General features: G+C 44.6%; 16 protein-coding genes. All 16 read right to left on the reverse strand.

What is annotated here, in order from left to right; genetic code table 11:
- Nucleotides 1-61 precede the first annotated feature (61 nt).
- The 16 genes from T496_RS0110855 to T496_RS0110925 all read right to left on the reverse strand — a co-directional run bounded on the left by T496_RS0110855 (nucleotide 62) and on the right by T496_RS0110925 (nucleotide 21,809).
- Nucleotides 62-1,162, reverse strand: a complete 1,101-nt coding sequence (locus tag T496_RS0110855; protein ID WP_155808875.1) for a hypothetical protein — start codon at nucleotides 1,160-1,162, stop codon at nucleotides 62-64.
- 135 nt (nucleotides 1,163-1,297) lie between these two features.
- On the reverse strand, nucleotides 1,298-2,494 hold the full coding sequence (locus T496_RS0110860) for a 6-bladed beta-propeller (RefSeq protein WP_027450779.1): 1,197 nt from the start codon (nucleotides 2,492-2,494) through the stop codon (nucleotides 1,298-1,300).
- 86 nt (nucleotides 2,495-2,580) lie between these two features.
- The gene (locus tag T496_RS0110865; RefSeq protein ID WP_027450780.1) at nucleotides 2,581-3,654 is read right to left on the reverse strand and encodes a 6-bladed beta-propeller; all 1,074 of its coding nucleotides are present in this window, start codon (nucleotides 3,652-3,654) and stop codon (nucleotides 2,581-2,583) included.
- A 77-nt stretch (nucleotides 3,655-3,731) separates the two neighbouring features.
- Nucleotides 3,732-4,919 carry a 6-bladed beta-propeller gene (locus tag T496_RS0110870; protein WP_027450781.1) on the reverse strand — a complete coding sequence of 396 codons (1,188 nt, stop codon included), beginning with the start codon at nucleotides 4,917-4,919 and terminating at the stop codon, nucleotides 3,732-3,734.
- A 67-nt stretch (nucleotides 4,920-4,986) separates the two neighbouring features.
- Entirely contained in the window at nucleotides 4,987-6,123 is a 1,137-nt protein-coding gene (locus tag T496_RS0110875) for a 6-bladed beta-propeller (RefSeq protein ID WP_027450782.1), read from the reverse strand.
- A 21-nt stretch (nucleotides 6,124-6,144) separates the two neighbouring features.
- Complete coding sequence (locus T496_RS0110880) at nucleotides 6,145-7,317, reverse strand: 6-bladed beta-propeller (protein WP_027450783.1); 1,173 nt, start codon at nucleotides 7,315-7,317, stop codon at nucleotides 6,145-6,147.
- Nucleotides 7,318-7,404: 87 nt separating this feature from the next.
- Nucleotides 7,405-8,490 carry a 6-bladed beta-propeller gene (locus tag T496_RS0110885; protein WP_027450784.1) on the reverse strand — a complete coding sequence of 362 codons (1,086 nt, stop codon included), beginning with the start codon at nucleotides 8,488-8,490 and terminating at the stop codon, nucleotides 7,405-7,407.
- 96 nt (nucleotides 8,491-8,586) lie between these two features.
- Nucleotides 8,587-9,639, reverse strand: coding sequence for a 6-bladed beta-propeller (locus tag T496_RS0110890; protein ID WP_081783632.1), 1,053 nt, complete (start codon nucleotides 9,637-9,639; stop codon nucleotides 8,587-8,589).
- A 79-nt stretch (nucleotides 9,640-9,718) separates the two neighbouring features.
- On the reverse strand, nucleotides 9,719-10,903 hold the full coding sequence (locus T496_RS0110895; protein WP_027450786.1) for a 6-bladed beta-propeller: 1,185 nt from the start codon (nucleotides 10,901-10,903) through the stop codon (nucleotides 9,719-9,721).
- A gap of 408 nt (nucleotides 10,904-11,311) precedes the next feature.
- On the reverse strand, nucleotides 11,312-12,661 hold the full coding sequence (locus T496_RS0110900; RefSeq protein WP_197018956.1) for an ATP-binding protein: 1,350 nt from the start codon (nucleotides 12,659-12,661) through the stop codon (nucleotides 11,312-11,314).
- Between the two features lie 492 nt (nucleotides 12,662-13,153).
- Entirely contained in the window at nucleotides 13,154-13,417 is a 264-nt protein-coding gene (locus T496_RS15385; protein WP_155808888.1) for a DUF559 domain-containing protein, read from the reverse strand.
- 88 nt (nucleotides 13,418-13,505) lie between these two features.
- Nucleotides 13,506-16,757, reverse strand: coding sequence for a metallopeptidase TldD-related protein (locus T496_RS14500; protein WP_081783633.1), 3,252 nt, complete (start codon nucleotides 16,755-16,757; stop codon nucleotides 13,506-13,508).
- Nucleotides 16,758-16,785: 28 nt separating this feature from the next.
- Nucleotides 16,786-17,883: a thioredoxin family protein gene (locus T496_RS14505; protein ID WP_197018958.1), complete on the reverse strand. Its 1,098-nt coding sequence runs from the start codon at nucleotides 17,881-17,883 to the stop codon at nucleotides 16,786-16,788.
- A gap of 5 nt (nucleotides 17,884-17,888) precedes the next feature.
- Nucleotides 17,889-19,250, reverse strand: coding sequence for a TlpA family protein disulfide reductase (locus tag T496_RS14510; protein ID WP_052342197.1), 1,362 nt, complete (start codon nucleotides 19,248-19,250; stop codon nucleotides 17,889-17,891).
- A 3-nt stretch (nucleotides 19,251-19,253) separates the two neighbouring features.
- A complete protein-coding gene (locus T496_RS0110920; protein ID WP_027450789.1) occupies nucleotides 19,254-20,180 on the reverse strand; it encodes a hypothetical protein in 927 nt (308 codons plus the stop codon).
- Between the two features lie 9 nt (nucleotides 20,181-20,189).
- Nucleotides 20,190-21,809 carry a RagB/SusD family nutrient uptake outer membrane protein gene (locus tag T496_RS0110925; RefSeq protein WP_081783634.1) on the reverse strand — a complete coding sequence of 540 codons (1,620 nt, stop codon included), beginning with the start codon at nucleotides 21,807-21,809 and terminating at the stop codon, nucleotides 20,190-20,192.
- Nucleotides 21,810-21,817 lie beyond the last annotated feature (8 nt).

Raw genomic sequence — 21,817 nt, forward strand, 5'->3', positions numbered from 1 at the left:
ATCTGTTGATCAATAGAACCATCCCCAGGGTTCTTCCATCTTCCTATATCTTAGATCAACACTATTTCAACATACCAGCATATAACTTTCCACTTGCCACATCTATCGCATACATTTTATGGTGTGAATCATCGTATGCAATATTAGAAATGTTTTTGTCTATACAATAAGCAAACTGGCAGTTGCCATCCCAATCATAGCCACATAACTTCAAGCCTTTGTTTTCCCTTCCGCTGGCTTCATCACGGTTGATCTCGTCAAGGGTTTTGCCATTCTCCAAGACAACAAAGATTTCCCTAGCTGCACAAGCAGACACGTTGTAGAGCCTAATCTTTTCATGAGCATTAGACTCTGTTATCTCCTTCTCCAGGAATTCATACGTGTAGCTATCAGGATTAACAATACCCAATGATTGCTTTTTGCTGAGATCAAAAATCGTTGTTATATCGATATTGCTATTCACGCTGGCTACATGAAGACCGTCTGTCGACACAATCAACATTTGATCATAATCTGCATCTACACTTTGCGGGAAGTCTTTGGGTTTTACTATATCGGGGTAAACATCCCATATCTTCTCTTCGTCGTCTATGAGACAGAATTCTGGCGGGTAGAACAAATTGTCTCTAGGGTCATCGTAACTGACTCGTTTGTATATGAAACGTTTCTGACCAGGCAAATAGAACGTGCTATGAAAAACACTTCTGTTCTGTCCTTTAATGACACTTTTCACTACACACTTCTTCGTGGCAACAGACCGCCTTAGGTCTATAACCTTTGTGCATGTCCCATCTTTCACAAATAGCAGCGGTAGTCCCTTTTCGTCTCGCAGACAATATATTTGACCTTCGAAGAATGGGAAGTTGCCAAACTCGTTGAGTGCATGCCCCAATTGGCCAAAGACGGCAAGTTCTTTTTCGGTCGAAGTATCCAGCACCCTAAAAAGGGCATCCTTATCCCTCTGGGCCAAAATCAGATAACTATCTATGCAAAGTAGTTTATATACATCTGCATTCAGAGATTGCATTTCGCTTAACTGAAGTGTATCACTGGTGGTTCTTACATCTTTATCTCTTCGGATGTCAGGATTGTAATACCTGTGCGACAGGTCGCATGAACATAAGGCTATGCACAATGCCACAGTAAACAATATATTTTTCATATCTAGCATAAGGAAGGGGACCCTCATAGCCCCTCCCTATTAATTAATCACGCTTTATTTTAATACACCATGAACTTTGTGAATATCGGTCTACACGTTCTACTACGTCACAATCTTTGAGAAGATATTTCCTAGTTATCGTAATGTTTTGCATAAATAATATTTCACTATAAAGGGATTCCCATCTGGGTTGATATTTTTAAACTTCTTTCTAATGTTTTTTACTTGCTGAGGATAACGCTTTTCAAAATCCATAGACTCAACTCCACCCTTCCAAGGATAATAAACAGATTGTGCCTGCACTGATGTATAAATTGCATCGTCTGTCATGTCAACAACATGTCCGAACTCGAAAAGATAATCGCCACAATACGTATCTAACCTATAGGTTTGAGTGTTGTTTTCTTTTTTATTCTGTACCGTAAGATAATAACATCCCTGATACAGGTAATAAAACATAATATAATTATCCGTTTCCCTAAAATCACTGATGTTCATTACGTACTTGTTTGAAATCTCAAACATACGCTGCCAATCAGAATAGTCTTCAGCCGTTAAGTGATGAGGATTCGCTTCACCACAATCCAACATAAACGACAAAGACGGCTTAGAGCTGATGCCGTTTAATCGATAGACTTCCCTACCTGAGTTCGAAAAGAAATACAAGTTGTTTTCATGTTCGGAAAATGTAGCGATATCACTATTATAAATACCTTCCAGATTGGGATTTATATCAACGTATGAATTTAGAATTTTGAAATCCTTATCCATAACCCACAAGTTATGAAACGCTTTTCCATCCTCACTGCAATTTCCCATAAATCCCACATATCCGCCATTGTAAGAAACAATTCGTCGGAAAGACATTGGAAGAGTTATAACCTCAAGCAATTTGGTACCAGCAGCATTATATTTCAGTATTTTCTTATCAAGCCCACACAATATGTTGATACAGCCATCTTGCTTATCAACAAAAATATCGTCTATCTCAATATATTCATTGGCTGCATGTCCTACATTAGATATTTTTGAGAGTGATTTTCCTGTATGAGAAAACACATAAACAGCTTTGCTCTTTTGATCCATCACATACAGAAGAGTATCAGATTCTACAACCTTATCAATTTTTTGAATCCACGAATCTGTGCCTTGCAGAGAGATGATTTCAACACTATCAATAATATCCTTGTCTGATAACGACTTAACATTATTCAGATTTGCATACACAACATTAGAAACCATTTCGCCTTCTGCGCATGACTCGAATAGACACACACTGCTGAACAAAAAGAGTCCTATGACCTTACAAAAGATATTCTTAAATACCATCATACAAATTATTAATTATAAATTCTCATTTCATTAATACCAAAATGACGTTGGACAGTTTCTCGGTTGGCACAAGTATACTTGATATGTCATTTTACGCTAAAGAAGATTACTGCCGGGAGTTTTGTCTTTCCATCGTATATTCTCTGCAGTTGCTCAGGCACTCTGTTATAACCGTAATCATACATTTCTTTGCTAAAAGGTTCACCAGTATCGAACACAAGTGAAATAATTTGGTTTTCATTCACAAAGAAATTATAAAGACCGCTGAAGCCATCTATCAAGGCAGTACTTGTGATGCTTTTCTTACTTTTTTTGTTATACAGCCAATAAGTACAGACAGATTGATACGTATATCTTAAAAGAACCAGGTTTTCTGTTTCTTGATAGTAATCGAGTCCTCTCACCCCTTTATATGCACTTATCTCCTTAGGGGTATGTTTGCCGACAACAAGAGTGGGTTCTTCGTCCATAATGAACCTGCCATTAAAATCGAACTTTACAACTTTCTCAAGGCTATCACCTTTAAACACCAGCACCGAGTCTGACAACAACGGTATATGGGACAATCTATCACCGTTAGCATAAAACGTTTGCTGTGAGGCAACATAAGTATAGACGTCTTCACGCTGCAGCAGCTCCCGTTCTACATAATTATATTTATCACACTTCACCAAGACAGAGTTGCTTTCATTTTTATTAATATTAAAGTCGAACATGTATTCCTTATTCGACAGCATTCCAAAATCTTCCGGATGGAGATACGCAACATCAACAACCTTATCGGTAGTACCAGAATCATTAAAGATAATTATCTTATATGCGTTACCATCGAAAACGTGAAGACAACGATGGTCATCGACGAAAAAGTCTGCAGGTCCGTCTATATACTCGTTCTTTGCTCTTCCCCTTTCGCCTGCTCGAAACAAGAACTTACCTGAAGTATCAAAAACATATATCGTCTTATCAAATTCCGAGTCCATGACATAGATTCTGCCGTTCTTAACAACAATCTTTGTGGCTTCATGCAGCTCCATCCCACTCGGCAACGATAATTCGCAAACAGAGTCTACGGTGTACTGATTCTGTCTTAACCCTTCATTATCTGCATCTGGCTTGAGTCTTACGACCTCCCTTTTATAGTCACCAAGTGCGTTAAACATAGACTGAGAGCACGAAATATAACACAAGGATGCAAATGCCACAAACAGCAGAGTCACTATAATCTTTACATAATTTATCATAGAGTTGGTTTTACATGATATACACATATGATTGGATTTTGCTCGTCAGAAATCTTGCTAATTATTTTTGCTATATTCTCATATTGAATACTATGCGGTTTGTCTTTAATCTCAGCAAAACTCTGACGCCATGACGCTGGATAAATTACGCCCCAAAAATTATCATTGTATAATAAAGAAAAGTCTGGCACTATTCTGTAATCAGCATAAGTAAGATCGTCCTTATAGCTATCACTGTTTATCATAAACGTCCGTTCAGAGTCTTTACTAGCCAACATAATGAATTGTCCTTCTTCCGATATTCGGTTACACTCAATTTCTACCTCATACATGTTACTGCTCTCATTGAAGCGTAGGATATTTACATTCCCCTTAGTATCATAGAGGATACGACAGCCACCAATATTCATAACATCCAAGTCTGACAACTTGAAATTATACTTTCCGAAGTCCAATAGATAGGCTTCTTCTATATCGCCATTCTCTAAAATGCGGAAATAAACATTTGAAAATGGTTGCTTGTAGTATAGTTGGTTATCACTCGAACGGATAAACACTTGCGGAATGGGACTCGAAAAACGTCTTTCATACTGGAAGTAAGACTGTAGACTATCCTCATCCTCAACATCAAGCAATGTGAGTCTTTTACCTTCCGCTCCATTGGCGCTAATCGCTATTTTGCGATTGTTAAGAGATTCTATGTGTTCGGGGAACATCGTGGTCTCAATTGTTTTCTCATAAACACCATCTTTTGAGAAAACCAATATCTTTTTAGATTGTGAATCAGCCAAAAATATACTTTTTTCCGAAATACAAAAATCATTTATTTCTATGTATTCGTTGATGGCATGCCCCAAATGTGAAATAACAAACTTATAATGTCCCTTTACATCATAGACAAACAGTTGATTGCTACTCAATACGTAGATATTGGAAGAATCTACCAGCAACTTGTCCACAATTCCAATCACAGATTTATCATTTGTTTCGAGTTGAATAAGAGAAACACTATCACAGATTTCAGACAAAAGTTTTACCTGGCAAGATGACTCCAGGTCGAAATGAATCTGTTTAAAAACATCACGTGTCACTTCTTCCTTGTTCTGACAAGAACTAAAGCCCACACCTGCGATGGCGAAGGCTGCGCAAAGCGCAATGGCTTTCTTCCTGCTTTTGATTTTCATTGTTTTTTAGTTATTTATTAACGGAACGAACTTGTCGTTCCCTAACTTACTGTACAACATTGACTTTTCACTTCAACTTCACCATCATTATCAAAGGGAATTTATACTTTTTGTCCATAATATCCAGCATTGTAGGCTTGGAAGAATTCCTAACTTCTGGTTTATTCGGATTAAACGCATTAACATGTTCCTCATCTATGTAATACAATAATTTATCCTTGGCCACATAGAATTCACTCATAGGTACATAGCCATGGAACAACGGACCATGAGTCGTATTATAGGTCTTTCCATTACTCATATTCTTTACGAAATGGGAATATGTCAAATTGTAAGCATATCCCACATGGATAAGCGAATCGGTCACTTCAATCTGATCAATAAATTGCGCTCCTTTATGCTCGTAAAGAGGCATAAAGTCTCCTTCTTCCATGCTTTTTTTTCTTATCTCTTCAGGCGTAAATTGACCTTGAAAATCGATCTTTATCGTATAGTCTAATTCATCACCCTTAAAAACAACTATTGAATCAGAGAGAAATGGATAACATGAAATTCTGTCGCCATCCTTATATATCGGCTTTCCCATCAAAGACAACTTTTTGACTGATGGCGCAGCCAGAAATGACTCTATCAGCCTGCCATCCTTATCATATAGCGCCAATTGAGCATCCTCGTCATTCATTCCTCTCTCTGAACAACACAGAAAGTTAGCATTTCCTGTAACCGCAAAACTGCCAGGTACACAGTTCTTAAATTCTATAGACTCCAGAAATTTTCCTTCCGAGTCAAATTTCAATATCTTGTCCGAATCCCTATCATACAAATAAGCAATGCCAGTTTTTTCATCAACACTAAACGACTCTGGTGCCTTAACATACTCGTTTCTGGCATGTCCTACCCTACCCAATTGAGAAATGAATTTCCCGTTTGTATCAAACATAAGGACCGTTTTATTAGCCAGTTGGTCCAGTATATATATCCGATCGTTCGCAATCTGTATATCCCTTACTACGATTGCAGGATATTTTTCAGGCAAATCAAGAGGTAGCACATCAACGATGTCGTATTCTGAAACATCCATCCATTTTTCTTTAGAAGGATCAATTGTCAGATATCTCGTCTCATGAGGACCTAGATTATCGTCAACACGACCGGCACACGAAATGACGGCTATAACTGTAAACAACAAGAATATTTGTTTCATATACGCATATTTATATGAATATTATTTATTGCTAATTTTATATTTTACAATAACAGGATTACCAATATCCGATTGTCTCTCTGTTGCTGCCTTATTTAATTGCTGCCAATACAATTTATCAATTGTTGTTTCAGAATCTTTCATGTATTCGACAATTTGTACAAAATCTTCTGCATCATAAACGTTATATACATAATCTCCGTTCATATAGTAGTACATCAACCCCATTTGATACATACTCTTTACAGAAATACCTCTACAAAGTAAGACCTGCTCTTTCTTGACGTAATCGATAACGAGAAGATAACTGTTTAGATCAAGATCAAACCTAACGAACAACAAATTGCCGGAGACCTGTATTTTCTCGATTCCGAGAGAATACTTTTTATAGTCTCCATCACTTTTAAACATCAGTTCTCTGGCATCCAGCCCTTTATATTTCTCCGGAAGATTATACTTGCCAAAATCGAGCGTTATAAAAGGCTCACACTTACCTTTCGTCACCTTGTATATGGTGTTCGACTCTCTATCGGCATAGAACATCGTATCTGCTGAACAAGGTGCACAGCAAATATCACAATCAAGACCAGGGGTTTTCTCAAAAGGGAGATATGACGCAACTAATGTGCCGTCTTTCGTAATTTCAAAGAGGCCCTTTTTACCCTCTTCCGTTTCACTTCCTTGATTGACAAGGAACAAATGGTCATCGATAACAAAGATGTAATTTGCCCAATATCTCTCAATGTTTGTAGAACCTTTGAAAGTTCCATCATAACCGTACTCAATGACCTTCTGCGACGACAGATCCAAAACGTACACACTGCCGTTGGCTGCATAGAAATCGGTTATCTCGATATATTCCTTAGACGATTTGCCAAGACGAGAAATCTCATTTTCGCAGACGCCCTTACTATTCAGAACATGAATTTTCTCACGATCGTCGCCCAACAAAAAGATTTTATCTTTATCAAACTTCATGTCCTCCACTTCACCAATTACAGAACTGCAACTGACAGATAACAAGTCTCCATCATCAGGAACAAGCAAGCCTGCTTCATCATTGGTAATTACCGGTTTTGAACTATCAACGTCCACAAACAGGACGCTACCTGTCTGGTTGGTATCAATTGCCCTGCCACAACACATCAACATTAAAGCGAGCAATGCAATTCCAAAATTATACAATACTTTCATACTGTCTATTGTTAAATATGTGTTTGGTAAAAGTTTATAGCGCTAACTGCAACGGGGAGTTTCCCCGAAACAGCACTATCGATTGTTTCATGGTAATGGCTTATACTTAAGAATTACGTGTTGATCGGTTTCCTTTGCTGGCTGGCTAACGAATGTATATTTCACGTTTGCGTTGTCCAGAAATCCGCCCATATCTTCATCGTGGTAATAAATAAATTCGCCTATCAACGAGCCATGGACACCAACTTTAGGAAGAATATAGTTCTGACACCCATCTGCAATCACTCTGTGATTTTTCCTGTCTATTAAGCATACCCGAGGTGCAATAGCATAGGAATATGTCACCATCATGATGCTATCTGTGACCACTACCTTTGCGATTTTGGGGAAAGGATATTCAAACAGCTCTTCTTTTTCTAATTTCGACTTTGTCATTCTTTCCATTGTTTCACGCTCGTTGGGATATGACAGATGGATAAGATTCTTTATTTCATTGCCATTGATAGCAAAGATTGTTGAGAAAGGCTCGGGAGTAAACAGAAGACCAGCGTCCGTCTTATGGAAAATGGTGGATTCACCATACACCCAAGCTCGTGTTTCGGGAATATCCATAAGCAATGTCGTCGTGTCGCCTTGCAACACGTCCAACTTGTGCAGGTAGTAAGAATAGAGATATATGCGCCCGTCAACAACTGCAAGACGCTCATAATCGCCCTGAGTTTCTATGGAACGAGAGAACTGGAAATCAGGTGTCAGCTCTATGATTTTCTCTGGATCACAGAGAAGATATATCTTTCCACTTACAGAATCCACATCAAAGTCCTTGATTCTCGCATACTCATTTCTGCTCCTACCTTTCTTTTCATAACAATTCTTCTGTCTGCCGTCTTGAAGATCAAACAGATACACGCCACGGTCGCCAAGAAGGAACACAGAATCTCCGCTATTAACCATCTTATGCACCAGTCCCAAGAAAACTGTTGAGTCGAGTGGAATAGCTGTCGCTTCTTTAGAGATATCGGAGACCTTTATGCTGTCATTTCTCTCTCCGACCATATAAGTGTTTAATGCACCTGCTGTAATATCTCGTCTTTCCTTATTACCACAGGAATAAGACAAAAAAAGTATGACACCACATAACGAATAGAGAAGTGCCTCATTCAATTTATTCATAAAAACAACTCTTTTTAAAATTTTATTATATCTTTAAGGACATCCGACCTTTCATAATTTAAGCATCTAAACGAAGTTTGCTTGGACAAGCATTCATTATAGTTTTTCATTGAGTTTTAAAAATATGACAACTGGATTGTGTACGTCCTGCAGACCATTATCAACCACAAACTTCCTCATGTATGAATTCTCGCCAACATATTCGGGATATAGCAATGCATAAAACTGATCTTGGTAGGTTCCTACTATGCCATAAGCTTCATCGAAGGGAGCCTTGCCAAAGAACACCTGTCCGCTCTTTTTGTTTATATAACCTTTGTAAATGCAATGATGGGGGCCTCGGAATTCGGTATAAAGCCATGTCTTCGTCTCACATGCACGCTGCAAACACTTGAAATAATCTTCCATATCGTCAACCTTCTCGAATTCCGGGCTTGACTGAGGTCTCATATTCTCGGGAAGCGCATCTTGGCCCATATCAAACTCATAGATGCGAGACAACTTCCCATCCTTGTATCTATCAATGAAGAATTGACCATAGTCTGAAACCACCATTGTCTCTTCTTGATTACGATAGAAGACATCTGAAAAGAACGCGTAGCCTGTCTTGTCGCGAACGCCAGCAATTTTCCCGTTTTTTAAGCATGTCACACTATATCTGCTGTCTTGACCATAAAATAGGATATCACCCTCTGAACTAAAATCAAACAACGCCACATCATCCATGGCCATGCGTTTCTTGAACTTTAAAGAGGAATCATACCACAAAAGGCCACGCGAATCTGCTACCACAAGATCACCGCTGCTTTGGTCGTATGCGATATCACTGATGCCAAGATATTCTGATTTCGCACGGCCTTTTTCGCCAACAGTTGATAAAAATTTTCCTTCAAGAGAGAACTTATACACCTTATCAAACTTTCTGCAAAGCGCATATATCGCATTGTCACCAATCACACATTTATCAATACCGGATAACAGGCTATTATCGGTTTCCTCTAGTACGATGTATTTTTCTACACTGACAAGCTGGTCCCACCTGTCAAAATCATGAGTTGTCATGTCAAAAGTGCGACAATTGTTCTGTTTTGCACAACCACAAACAAACAATGACACGACACAAAACACTATTACCTTTACTATTTTCATATCTCAATGCTTTTTAGAGATCACATTGGCATGTAGTAATGCTTCTTGTGCTCTCGTTCCTGGAAGTCGTAGTATAAGTTTAGTCTTTAAACCTTATCTGAACAATAGCTGGAAGACCGTATTTCTTGCACAACAAGTCCTTTACCACGGATGGAGTAACAGACCATTCCTTCTCTTGTTCTTTTTTTGAACTGCTTTTGTTTATGGCTAGATCCATTATCATATCGACATCTTCTTTAGTAATCAGCCAATATGATGTTGAGCCACTCAATGTGTAGGCTTGGGCAGGGAAAAAACCTTTAAACGGAACGGTCAGGAATTGATACTGAGATCCTGTCCTCTTGTCTATAATACAATTTACGTTTAACATCGATTTTGAGTAAGACAGATTGATATATCTAGGAGTTTCATAATAGTTTCGAATTCCATTAATACCTTCATATCGCATATATTCCTCAATGTCGCCTACATTCGCTTTTTTCTTGATGTCGCTAGTAAGAAAAGGAGATTTAAAACAGATTTTCTTCACTTCCACCAGAGAGTCTGACTTGAAAATGAGTACAGAGTCTGAGAGATTCGGAATGTGGTATAAATAATCTCCGGATCTAACAAAACACATCTCGTCGTTAATAAACTCATGATTACAATCTATTTCAAAAAATGGCTTGACAAGTTCCTCATCATGGTTGAATATACCCAACTGCAAGCCTCCCCCGGCTTCTTCGTTGTCAAAAGCAGCCATTATGTTATTGTCGCTTGTAATTCCTATTGCATAAGGCCACATCTTTAACTTCACGTAATTCTCCTGCTTGCCAGAACGGGAGAAGATATGGACTCTAGGGTTACTTCTTTCGAAAACCTCGACTTTATTATGCTTGGAATCCACAAAAAAATCGGAAGGCTTTTCTATGTACTCATTATTTGCATGTCCTCTCCGACCAAGTGATGCAACAAAATTTCCGAGACTATCAAACACAAGAACCGAATGATTCACTTCCTTGTCTAACAAGTAGAAATAGCCATCAACATATTCCATTTTCTCACACTGCAGCCCCAAAAATCGTTCTGGAACAGACAATGGGATGACCCTGTCTATTATATATTTAGTTGAATCGCAGCGAAGGTCAAAACGCACGCTGTCATCATTAATCTCAAGCTGGTTTCTTGCATATGACGTATGCAAACTTCCACGTGTACATGCGGAAAAAACAGCAACAACAAGAAACGCTGCAATGCAGGGCAGCAAGAATAAGTTCTTTTTCATTGGTTTTTTTATTGGTAAAAGTTTATAGCGCTAACTGCAACGGGGAGTTTCCCCGAAACAGCACTATCGATTGTTTATGGTTATATGGCCCACGTCTCTGCATCTTCACCACATCCTTACCCATGTGGCCGGGCCATCTCTTCAGTCAGCACATATATAATTGGCAGCAAAGGTAAAAAGAAAGACAACATCCTGCAAACCTTTTGTGTTAAAGTTTTTAAAACGTGAATATACTTTCACTTTTTAACCAGAAACACACGCCACAAAGCGTTTCGCGGCATCCATCACCATCATTGAGCCACAAACTTTTTCATCGTCTTATCATCATTCTTTTTGTTTGGTTTTTATTCTGAGTTAGACTGTTGGAAGACGAATATGGAGTATCAGATGGTTTGCATCTTTTTATGCTTACAACAAGGGCGTCATATAAACAGGAAGATAGGTGATTCCTTCCTCCACCTTGTAGTCAGCTGTGTGAAGCACAGTGGGAGTGGTTATGTATTCACCAAACTTCTTCATGCTTTTTTTCAGAGAGGAAAGTGTGTAATTCTTGCCGCTCTTGACTTCTATCGGGCGAATATTATGGCGACTGGTCACCTTATCTTTTGGGAGTAGAAAGTCGATTTCCATACGATCCTCGGCAGTCTCCGACGACTTGCTATAGAAAAAAAGCTTGTTTCCGCTGGCCATCAACATCTGGGATACGACATTCTCAATGAGCATTCCCTCATTAACCTCCAACTTTCCAAAAAGAAGTTTCTGGTATATCTCTGAAGAGACGATACCCTTTTCATCGAAGGCATGACTAATCAACAAGCCCGTATCGTTCATATAACACTTCAATGTCGTACGGTCTTCGTTCATCTTTAGTCCAATGTTAGGTTCTGTCGAATTGTAGCAGATGTTAACCACGCGCGCATCCTTCAACCAGAAAAAAGCGTCGTCCCAATCGCGATATTTTGCACCTGGTATCAGAGCAGACAAACGGAACTTTTTTTCGTGTTTGGAGAGCTGAGAAGGTATCTGATCAAAGATAGATACCACCTTTTCGGCCATGTCATCAGCATAATTAAAAATATCATTTCGATAAATGGCCAGTACGTCACGCTTGGCAGCATCCACAGCATCAAAGTCCTTGGTCTCAACATACTTCTTGACGGCTTGCGGCATCCCTCCCACTATCATATAGAGACGGAAAGCATCCATAGCCTGTCGATGGAAAGCCTGTCCCATTGGCTTCTGTTCTGTATACATCTTCCGTATCAAGTCCATTAACATGTCATTACCTGTAGCCCAAAGAAACTCCTCAAAATCCATCGGATACATCTGTATTGGGCGTTCTTCCGATGGAAGCACAATCCCCTGCATGTTTTTCTTAATGCTGACCAACGAACCTGTCTCAATATAGTCATATCTACCATCAGCTACAAGAAACTTGATGGCTGCTCTTGCTCTTGGGCATAACTGAACCTCATCCAGAATGATGAGCGACTTGCGCTCATGGAGCTTCACTTTGTAATGCTGACTTAAATAGAGAAACAGCGTGTCAAGATCTTCAAGATAGAGGTCGAACCAGTCTCTGACCATCTGGGGAGCCTTATTGAAGTCAATGAGGATGTATGACTCGTACTCGTTTTTGGCAAACTCCTCTACAATATAGCTCTTTCCAATACGTCGCGCACCCTCCACGAGTAGTGCCACTTCTCCATGTCTTTCCTCCTTCCATTCAAGGAGTTGCTGATAAATTTTTCGCTTCATAATAGTGCAATTTACACCTTTTTGAGATTTTTACTCTATTAGGTTTTACACCTTTTTGAGATTTTTTATGATGCAAATATACACCTTTTTGAGATTTTTTGCAAGGATTTTGGCAAAAAAGAGTAAAACTTTTATTTCACTTCCACAAACCAAAAGTGTTACTGACCCCACCCCTGCCCCTCCCCTACATGGGAGGGGAGTTCAGCGGATGATATATGCAATTTATAGAACATACCCTATAAAAGACTCTTTCGTACTATGCGGTTGAAAATCCAAGGACTCCGTAGCCCTCCCCTCCCATGTAGGGGAGGGGGCGGGGGTGGGGTCAGTATTGTTCTAACTGTCAATGGAGATACAGACCCCACCCCTGCCCCTCCTCTTCTTGCGTCCCTTCGGTAGCAAGCGAGCAGAGCTCGAGCGGAAAGGAGGGGAGTGGCTGCGTAGAAATCTGCGGAATATTGTTTAGTTACTGACCCCACCCCGACCCCTCCCCTACATGGGAGGGGAGTTCAGCGGATGATATATGCAATTCATAGAACATACCCCCAAAAAGGAATCTTTCGTACTATGCGGTTGAAAATCCAAGGACTCCGTAGCGCTCCCCTCCCATGTAGGGGAGGGGGCGGGGGTGGGGTCAGTATCTCCATTGGCTGCGCGCAAAATCTCAGCCAAGACACCTTGCATGGATGTAAACACCTGCTGATTGCTAAAGCGAAGCACACGGATACCCTGTTGGCGAAGATTATGTCTTATAATAAGGTTATTGTGTCTTTTAAAAGAAAAAGCCCCCGGAAGTCAGAAGAGGCTTTCGGGGGCGCGTTAGTAATTTTTATAGGAATATGTTTTATCGAGGCATCTGTACGGGGAAAGGCATGTCTTGCTTAGGCTTTTTCATATAGAACTCCATGTTCTCTATGATTATGCCCGCAGGCGTGATGAACGACGTGCCGACACCATTGATAATGGTGTTGGTGACATTCTCCTCTTTAGAAGCAGCAAGGATGTGCAGCAGATCGCTCTTCTGAACATCAGGCAACTGGTCGGAACGAACCAGCTCCTCCTCGCCAGTAGCCACGTTGACACGATAGAGGCAAGGGTTGCATCCCGCAGGCTGACGGATGATAAAGGCCGTCTGCAGTCCCTGGTTCTTGGCTGTCTTGCAAAGCAGTCCCTTCAGCTTAGCAAATGGTTTGGCATTGTCCACCGAGACCTTCAGTATGCCAGGGACAACAGTAGAGCCTACCGTCTGTGAGGCATTCATAAAGCGGTTGTTGCCAGTGGACGACAGACTGTTGAGGGCTGGGTAGCGTCCGTTGAGCAGTTGACGCACGAAGCCACCCTCTAGCAGTGTCAGCTCCTTGGCCGGTCTGACGCCATCGAAGTCGTATGTGTAGTTGCCAAGCAGTTTGACCGACTTGTAGATAGGCATGTTTGTGTACTGCCTGATGGACAAGTGAGGATCCAGGATACGCTTACCTACGAGCAAGCTGGACAAGCTGCTACCCTCTTCCAGCGTACGTTTAGCCGTCAGCAATGGAAGAATCCTGGCGTTTATGACGTTACAGATGGCCGTGCCTTCAATCATTACCGGACCACTATAATAGTCGTTGACAGCCTTTGACTGGCGTATCTGCATGAGGTGTTCGGCAAAGTTGCGAACCTCTGCCATCAGTGCCGGTGACTCGAGTTCTGCATCCGAGCATACCAACTTCTGCAGGTTGTCATGATACTCGTTGCCATCAAGGGTACGGATGCTGGCCACGACGTCGATCTCGGCAAAGCCATGATTGCTCTTTATCTTGATATTTTCCGATGTAAGCCTATACAGGGAACTGTTGCGGGCATACAGGCTGACACTTGAGTTGTAGATATCAGGATAGTCGCTGAAGATGGCAGAAAGACGCATGGCCACCTGTTTCATCTTGCTATAGTTGATGGTGTCGGTGACGGATGGCTCGATAATCTCTGTCGGTTTCATGACCAGTATGTCGGGGATGGCCTTTTCCTCTTCCGACTGGGGGTTGTTAGCACGAAATGTCATCTTCTGCGAGAGACCGTTCAGTCCGTACTTGTACAGATAGTCAGACGCTGACCAGAACCCGTGGCGGATGTTGTTGTAATCGACCTGATCAGTGAAGTCGATGGAGACCACCTGACCGGGCTTCATGTCGCCAATGAGCATACTGTTGCCCATCGAGAGATTCATGCTACCCGTCGTGGTAGCCGGCTGATAGGTCTCCTGCAGATTGCCGCCCAACACCGACCGTATATACGCACTATGGTTACGACTGATGTTGTAGCTGACGAGGAATGGCGTCGGGTAACCCGGATAAGACAAGCGGCTGGTGCGGTCCATCTCGTCGCTCATGGCCTGGAAGATGACATCCTCCTCCCTACTGCCGTTCAGCTCTTTGACCTCTGGTGCAGGCAGGATTTCGGGCTTCTGCAGGTTCTCCATGCGTCGCTGCGTCTCGATTTTAGAAACATAGATCATGGGAGAAGTGGCAGATACAGGCACCCAACCAGACTCGGCGCCACACATGCCCGTGAAGGTGCTGCTCTCGTTGCCGGCAGCCGTGATGTTGGAGAACATCGATAATGGTGTGCCAATCATATCCACACCACGTACAAGTTCATCGGGGCGTCCATCTGTGAACACGCGGTAAACCTCGAGTGGTGTGACATTAAACGAGTTCAGACTGCCGCCCTCGCCAGTCAGCGTGTAGCCGCTGGTGACACTCCTGAAGAAGTAGCCATAAGCCTTGCCCTGCTTCTTTGCCTCGGCGATGAGCATTGAACGGAGCTGATCTTCGGTGTACGACTTGGTCGTTTCGACAATCAGGTTAGACTGGCGCGACACTGGGTCATTGCCACCTGTGGTGCGACCGTGACCATTACTCTCGGGGAAGCCATCAAGCGGAACACGGCTCATCAGGAAGCTGGTCAGGACGCCATTGGTCACGCAATCGACACGACGGGCGCGCACGCCTTCGTCGTCATACAAGTAGTGACCGTTGAGTGCGGCACCCTTGTATTCCTTCAGCGTGGGGTTGCAGTAAACATTGAATGTCGAGGGCAGAACCAGTTCGCCAACCATCTTCTTGAATGTTTGTCCTCCCTTTTTCAAGCGATGGCCTTCGAGTCGGTGACCAAATATCTCGTGAAAGAAAACACCGCTGGCTGGACCTGACAGGATAGCCGGGCCGGTGTAGGGGTCGGCAACAGGTGCGTTCTTCAGCGCCTTCAGGCGTTCTATCATGTCCTTAGCATCACTGATCATCTGCTGTTGCGAAGGCATGTTGTCCAGCTCGTAAGCAAAGTAGTCCTTGTGCAACGGACAAGACATGCCGTCGAAAGCCTTCACCGAAGCCTGCACGATGATACGAGCCGCTTTGCGGTTTTGCACAACACGGCTACCCTCAGAGTTGGTGAAGTAGGTGCGGATGACCTGGAAGGTCAGTTCGGCTGTCCCCGCGTCAATGTCAGGATACGACCGAAGGACACGCGTGATTTCGTTCAGGCGCTCCTTCCATTTCGCTACGTCAATCTTGGTTGCCCTGGCAGGCAGAGGTTGCTCATAGTACTGTTCAACTGGCGCCTTAGAAAAGCAAGGTGCCTTGTCCTCGTCTTCCGAACTTGTGAAGGCCTTGGCCTTGGCCGCGTTATAATTATTGACAGCAATCTGATAGCGGCGCAACACCTCCTGCCAAATGGCCTGGCGCATAGAGGGGATGACGGCACCGTTGACGGGAATGTTGATGCCTTGGCCATTGCGCTGATTATCGCCCGAGCCCTGATTCTGGTATTTGAAGTTGTCGAGCGCCTCGTCGCCCAGACGAATCTGTGGCGTGATTATGCGGCTGTGGGCGGTATTGACGGTAGCAGCACCGAGATTACTGCGGACGATGGTGCTCTGCTCGTCAACCAGGCGCAAGCTCATGAAGTAGGGAATATTGTTGGGCTGCTGTTGCAACTGGCTCATGTTGTAGCGGAGCTCAGTGCCCAGAGTCACCAGGAGCGAATCGGAGTCCAGCGATTGTGCTGAGGCAACAGCGAGATTAAAGATGCACGAGAACAGAAGAAGTCGTCTCCTCATAACTACTAACAGATGGTTTGTGTTCATATTATTTCTTGGCTTTTGCATCCTGTTCCTTCATGAACTTCAGACTGTTCTCCATGCCCTGAGCCTCATAGGTAGCAGACTTGACGAAGCTATTGACATAGTTCTCGTATTTCGCCTTTTGGGCATCATTCATCTTGGGATACTGAGCCTGTAGCAGTCCGTTGAGGATTACCTTGAATGCATCGTTGGCGGGGACATAGCGCACCACCTCGTCGTAGAAGTCAATGAGCTTGTCGTAGTCCTGCTCAATGACATGCAGTGCGATGCGTGGCACCAATGCGATGCCCTCGGTGGGAGGAAAATCGAGCATCGCCGTGATGAGTGCCGCCTTGCGCACGTCGTCCACCGTGTAGTCATGTTCGCGACCGCTGGCTACCAGGTACATGCCTGTACGATAGGAGTCGAGAATCATGCGTCGCGTCTGTTCTGTGCCGATATGCTTGTTCAGTCGATCAATGTCGAGCATGATCTTGTCGAAGCGTGGTGAGCGGAAGTCGGTGTTGGCCAGAACCAGTGCGAAGAACGAACGGTCGTAGCGCTGTGACTCCCACTTGTTTTTCATCATCTCGTCAATCACGGGTGCCGGGTCCTGTCCATGGTCCATCATGGCCTTAATGAGTTTCATGCCCAGTTCGTATTCCGGTTCGCTGAAGAACTTCTTCTTCATCATGGGAACAGAGTTGTCGGGCTTCTGCGCCTCCTCAACGCGCTTGAGGAATTCGTCCAGACTTGAAGAGCCGCCAGTGATGCGGTTGATCTCGTCGCCATTGCCATCAAAGATAATGAACGTAGGGAAAGCCTGCACTTGGAACTTCTTCATCAGTTCGACGCCTTCACCCTTCTGCATGTCAACCTGTATGCTGACAAAACGCGAATTGAAATAGTCGCCACATTCCTTCAGTGGGAAAATCTCCTTGGCCATTTTGGCGCAAGGCACACACCACGACGTATAGCAGTCCATGAAAAGCATCTTGTTTTCCTTCTTTGCCTTGGCAACAGCCTGCTTGAAGGTGAGGCCTGTGGTGAAAGCAATGCCCTGGGCGTGGCAGATGATGGCTGAGAACAGCAGCACAACAAATAATATGTTTCTTGGCTTCATATGCATCAGTTCTTTTTCAGTTCGGTTTCAATCAGTTGCTTCAACTCTGGCTCCGAGGGGCGTGGCGCATTGGTAGTAACGACGTTGCCCTGTCTGTCGAACACCATGAAGCGGGGAACGGCATCGATGACGTAGTCGTCAACAAGTGGGCCTTTGCGGTAGCTGATGAGCTGAACGCCTCCCATGTGTTTTTCGGTGATCATCTTCTGCCAGGCGGCACGGTCGGTGTCGAACGAGACACTCATGAAGACAACATCCTGGCCTTGGAACTCCTGCTGGAGCTGTTCGAGCATGGGAATCTCCTTCTTACAGGGGGCACACCAGGTAGCCCATACATCAACGACAACCACCTTACCCTTGTAGTCAGAGAGCGCTTTCTGCTTTCCGTTCACATCTTCATAGGCGAAGTCGATGGCTGGATTGCCAGGCTGGTTGACCAACCAGCGGCGCAGCAGGGCGTCGCGGCGTGCCTTCTGGTCGGCCGTAACAAAGCTACTCTCGTACTGCTTGCAGCGCACGTCACAGCTGTCCAGCAAGTGGCGGTTCATGGCTTCAATCATAACCTCGCCGCGTAGCTGAGGGTCAGAGATGTAGGTCAGGGAAATAGGCAGTGTGGGCCCCATGATGAAATTATAGACCCAAGCACGGCCAAAGGCATAGATGCTGATCAGATCGAAAGGAGCAGCACTGTAGTTCCACATGTCCATGCTATCATACTGGTAGTTGTTGAAGAGCTTCTGCAGATAGGCAGGATAGTCCGTCTTCTGGCCAAACTCAATGCCGTTGGAGAAGACGTTCAGCACATCATACTGCAGGTTATAAGGCATGGCCTTCTTGACCCAGTTGTCAAAGTAGCTATTGCCGGTATTGACCTGAGCAATGAGCTGTTGCGCCAGCGGTGTGATGCTGTCTATCAGCTCGTGGTAGCGCTGCGACCCCGTGCTGCGGCCCAGGGGTGTATAGTCGAGCTGGCGCAGAGGGGCCAACAAGCTGTACCATGCAGCGAAAAACTTGTTTTCCTTGCTGAGCTTTCCATTGAAACGGATGGTGCCGTCCTTGACAGTGATATCGACGGTCTCGCCCTTTTTGAAATAAATGGGGTAGAACTCGCCGTCGGCTCCCACATAGTTCACCTTACCGATGATACCCATGTCGGGTGTGATGTTGGCCTGGAAAGACCGGTCGGTAGAGCGGAGGGCAGCCATGGACTTAGGCGCGAGCTGTCCTTTCTCGTTTTGTGCAATATAGAGCATATTGCTTTTTTGTCCCATAACGTCCTTCAGGAATGTTCCTTTCAGGCTTGCATTCTGGGCTCCCGCTGTGAGAACAGTCAGCAGGAGCCCCGTAAGAAAGAGATTTTTTTTCATTATTTATTGAATGGTTTCAATGATTTCCTTGAGGATATGATACTTCTCCATGATATAGGGATACTGACCATAGAGCGCTTCAAACTCAGCTTCATCATACGTGAGAATGGCTTGGCAGTACATCATGATGTCCATGAAGGTGCTGGCCGGCGTATAATAACTGTTTGACGGGTCGGGCCCCAGGAAGCCCACCTCCTCGACGGTGGGATGATTCCAGTCAGTGGGGTCGGCACCGGTGACATACTGTCGGAGATAGCCCGTGTACATGTTGTAGATATCCTTTGAGGGCGACAGGTCTCTCGACACGTTGTAGAAGCGCTCCAGCTTGGCGTTATACTCATCCGTGTGCGTGATGTAGTCGCCATACAGAACGCGCAGGATAGAGCCCTGCATGGCCTTCTTTTCCTTGTCGCTCATGTTGGCCAGATTAGCCACGTTAGAGATGACGAGGGTGTTCAGTCCCTTGAAGGCGTCGTTGCCAAAAGAGCGGCTGTACATTTGGTCAACGAGCAGAATGCTGTGGATGTGCACCTTCTTAGGTGTCAGCGGCATGATGTTAGCACGCAGGTAGCGCAGGAATGCAGGAATATACTGACGGGTGGCACATACAAAATTATCCACCACCGGCTCCGTGTAGGCCGAAGCGCCGCCACCCATGGAGTAGCTCAGTGTGAGCGTCTCGTAGTGTGTGTATTCGTGTCCGAAGACGTCCACGCGCTGCTGCTGACCTATCGTGTCGTTGGCAAACACGGGGATGTTGTAGTCCTTATAGAACTGATACATCGCGTGAGCAACCGAGTCGTCAGGGTTGTCCTGAAGCTCAAACCAGTTCTTCGTGTAGTCTGGAAACTCGGTGATCTCTTCTTCCTGGCATGCTGACAGGGCCAGTGCTGCAAGGACCGTTGCGAAGATATACTTATATGTTTTCATTGCTTTAATTTAGTTTTTGATGATTGTACGTGTCTGACGGAGAAGGTTGGTCAGGGTTCCTTCGTTGAAAGTGATGGTGGCACTGGGTATTGGCATCATCCAGGCAGCCTGGTCGTACTTGAACGCACCCAGACGATAGTCGCCAATGTGATAGTACGTGTTGGAAACAGCGTCGTAGGAGTAGGCCGGGTGTGTGATGGCGAAATCCTCGGCGAGCGGATAGCGGCTGTTCACGGCATAACGGCGCAGGTCGAACCAGCGGTGACCTTCGAAGCAGAGCTCCATGCGGCGCTCGGTGCGGATAAACTCTACCAGCTTCTCGTTGTCCGTAGGAATGTCGGCCAACTGGGCATCCGTCAGTCGCTTCTCGCGCAACTGCTGCAGGGTGGCACGTGCCTGCTCGGTCTGATTGAGCATGGCCAGAGCCTCAGCTCTGTTGAGCAGCACCTCGGCATAGCGTAAGGTGAAGATGTCGGAAGCCATATCCTGGAAGTTGTAGTCGTCTGGCTGTGGGAAGTACTTGTTGGGCAGTGGCGCCTTGTTCTTCGAACTGTTGCGGAAGAAAAACTCACGGCGCAAGTCGGTGGGCTTGAAGTTGTCCATCAGGCTGCTGCTGGCCTTGAAGCTGCAAGCACGGTTGTCATCGCCATTCCACGAGCCGGTAGAGTCGTTGATGAAGATGAAACTGGCATTGTAAGTGCCGGTAGTGAAGATCGTTTCGACGGAGTTGCGGTTGCTGAAGCTGTTGGCAGCATCATGCTGACGGAGGTCGGTGAGCTTGTAGCCCAACTCCTTGAAGGCATCAGTAGCATCGATAGCATCCTGATAGCGCTCCATATAGAGAGCCACACGCGACTTGAAAGCCTTGACAGCACCGATGCCTACACGCAATGTGAAGTCGGGGGTGTAGCCATTCAACTCTTTCTCGGCGGCCTCGAGGTCGGCCCATATCTGATTATAGACCTCCTTGCACGATGCCCGCTTGAAGTGCTTGTCTTCGATAACCTCCGACACCTTCAAGGGCACGCAGAAGTCTGTATTGGCAGTAGCCTCCGAGTAAGGCATTCCATAGGCATTAGCCAGGTAGAAGTAGTAGAAAGCACGAAGGAAGTGGGCTTCGCCACTGACATGCTTCAGCAATGTCACCTTCTCTGTTCGTGTATCTTTACCAGTTATCTCCTGTGCCTGGAAGATGATGGAGTTTAGGGCGCCGATATGCTTGTACAGTTTGGTCCAGTCCTTATCCTCCCACTGTATGTTCTGAATACTGCTGAAGGGGTCCTCGTTCCAGTTGGCCAGCTTGCCCAACATGTAGTAAGGCGTGCCTACATCCTCTGTAACATAGTCAACGAGGAACGCCTCGGCATCGTCATCGACCACGTGAATCCAGGGGAAGTAAAGGCTCTGGTCGTTCGTCGACTCCAGTTCCGACTTGCTCATGGTTCCCTGACCGTAGATAGCCCCCTTTCTGAAGCCCAGAAAGCCTTCGCCAATCATCAGTGCCTCGAGGTCATCCACATTTTCACAGTAGCGCTGGTCAGTAGAATACTCTTCCAGGAAGTCGCCACACGACGTCAGGAGCACGGGTGCCAGGGCCAGCAAAAGCGCATATATTGATAGTCTTTTCATTTTGCAGT

The organism is Xylanibacter brevis P6B11 (assembly GCF_000621825.1).
GTDB classification, from domain to species: Bacteria; Bacteroidota; Bacteroidia; order Bacteroidales; family Bacteroidaceae; genus Prevotella; species Prevotella brevis.

What these genes read in the sequence shown, in the direction of transcription:
- T496_RS0110855 (WP_155808875.1), bottom strand. Translation starts at nt 1,162, where the DNA reads ATGAAAAATATATTGTTTACTGTGGCATTGTGCATAGCCTTATGTTCA.
- T496_RS0110860 (WP_027450779.1), bottom strand. Translation starts at nt 2,494, where the DNA reads ATGATGGTATTTAAGAATATCTTTTGTAAGGTCATAGGACTCTTTTTG.
- T496_RS0110865 (WP_027450780.1), bottom strand. Translation starts at nt 3,654, where the DNA reads ATGTTTAACGCACTTGGTGACTATAAAAGGGAGGTCGTAAGACTCAAG.
- T496_RS0110870 (WP_027450781.1), bottom strand. Translation starts at nt 4,919, where the DNA reads ATGAAAATCAAAAGCAGGAAGAAAGCCATTGCGCTTTGCGCAGCCTTC.
- T496_RS0110875 (WP_027450782.1), bottom strand. Translation starts at nt 6,123, where the DNA reads ATGAAACAAATATTCTTGTTGTTTACAGTTATAGCCGTCATTTCGTGT.
- T496_RS0110880 (WP_027450783.1), bottom strand. Translation starts at nt 7,317, where the DNA reads ATGAAAGTATTGTATAATTTTGGAATTGCATTGCTCGCTTTAATGTTG.
- T496_RS0110885 (WP_027450784.1), bottom strand. Translation starts at nt 8,490, where the DNA reads ATGAATAAATTGAATGAGGCACTTCTCTATTCGTTATGTGGTGTCATA.
- T496_RS0110890 (WP_081783632.1), bottom strand. Translation starts at nt 9,639, where the DNA reads ATGAAAATAGTAAAGGTAATAGTGTTTTGTGTCGTGTCATTGTTTGTT.
- T496_RS0110895 (WP_027450786.1), bottom strand. Translation starts at nt 10,903, where the DNA reads ATGAAAAAGAACTTATTCTTGCTGCCCTGCATTGCAGCGTTTCTTGTT.
- T496_RS0110900 (WP_197018956.1), bottom strand. Translation starts at nt 12,661, where the DNA reads ATGAAGCGAAAAATTTATCAGCAACTCCTTGAATGGAAGGAGGAAAGA.
- T496_RS14500 (WP_081783633.1), bottom strand. Translation starts at nt 16,757, where the DNA reads ATGAGGAGACGACTTCTTCTGTTCTCGTGCATCTTTAATCTCGCTGTT.
- T496_RS14505 (WP_197018958.1), bottom strand. Translation starts at nt 17,883, where the DNA reads ATGAAGCCAAGAAACATATTATTTGTTGTGCTGCTGTTCTCAGCCATC.
- T496_RS14510 (WP_052342197.1), bottom strand. Translation starts at nt 19,250, where the DNA reads ATGAAAAAAAATCTCTTTCTTACGGGGCTCCTGCTGACTGTTCTCACA.
- T496_RS0110920 (WP_027450789.1), bottom strand. Translation starts at nt 20,180, where the DNA reads ATGAAAACATATAAGTATATCTTCGCAACGGTCCTTGCAGCACTGGCC.
- T496_RS0110925 (WP_081783634.1), bottom strand. Translation starts at nt 21,809, where the DNA reads ATGAAAAGACTATCAATATATGCGCTTTTGCTGGCCCTGGCACCCGTG.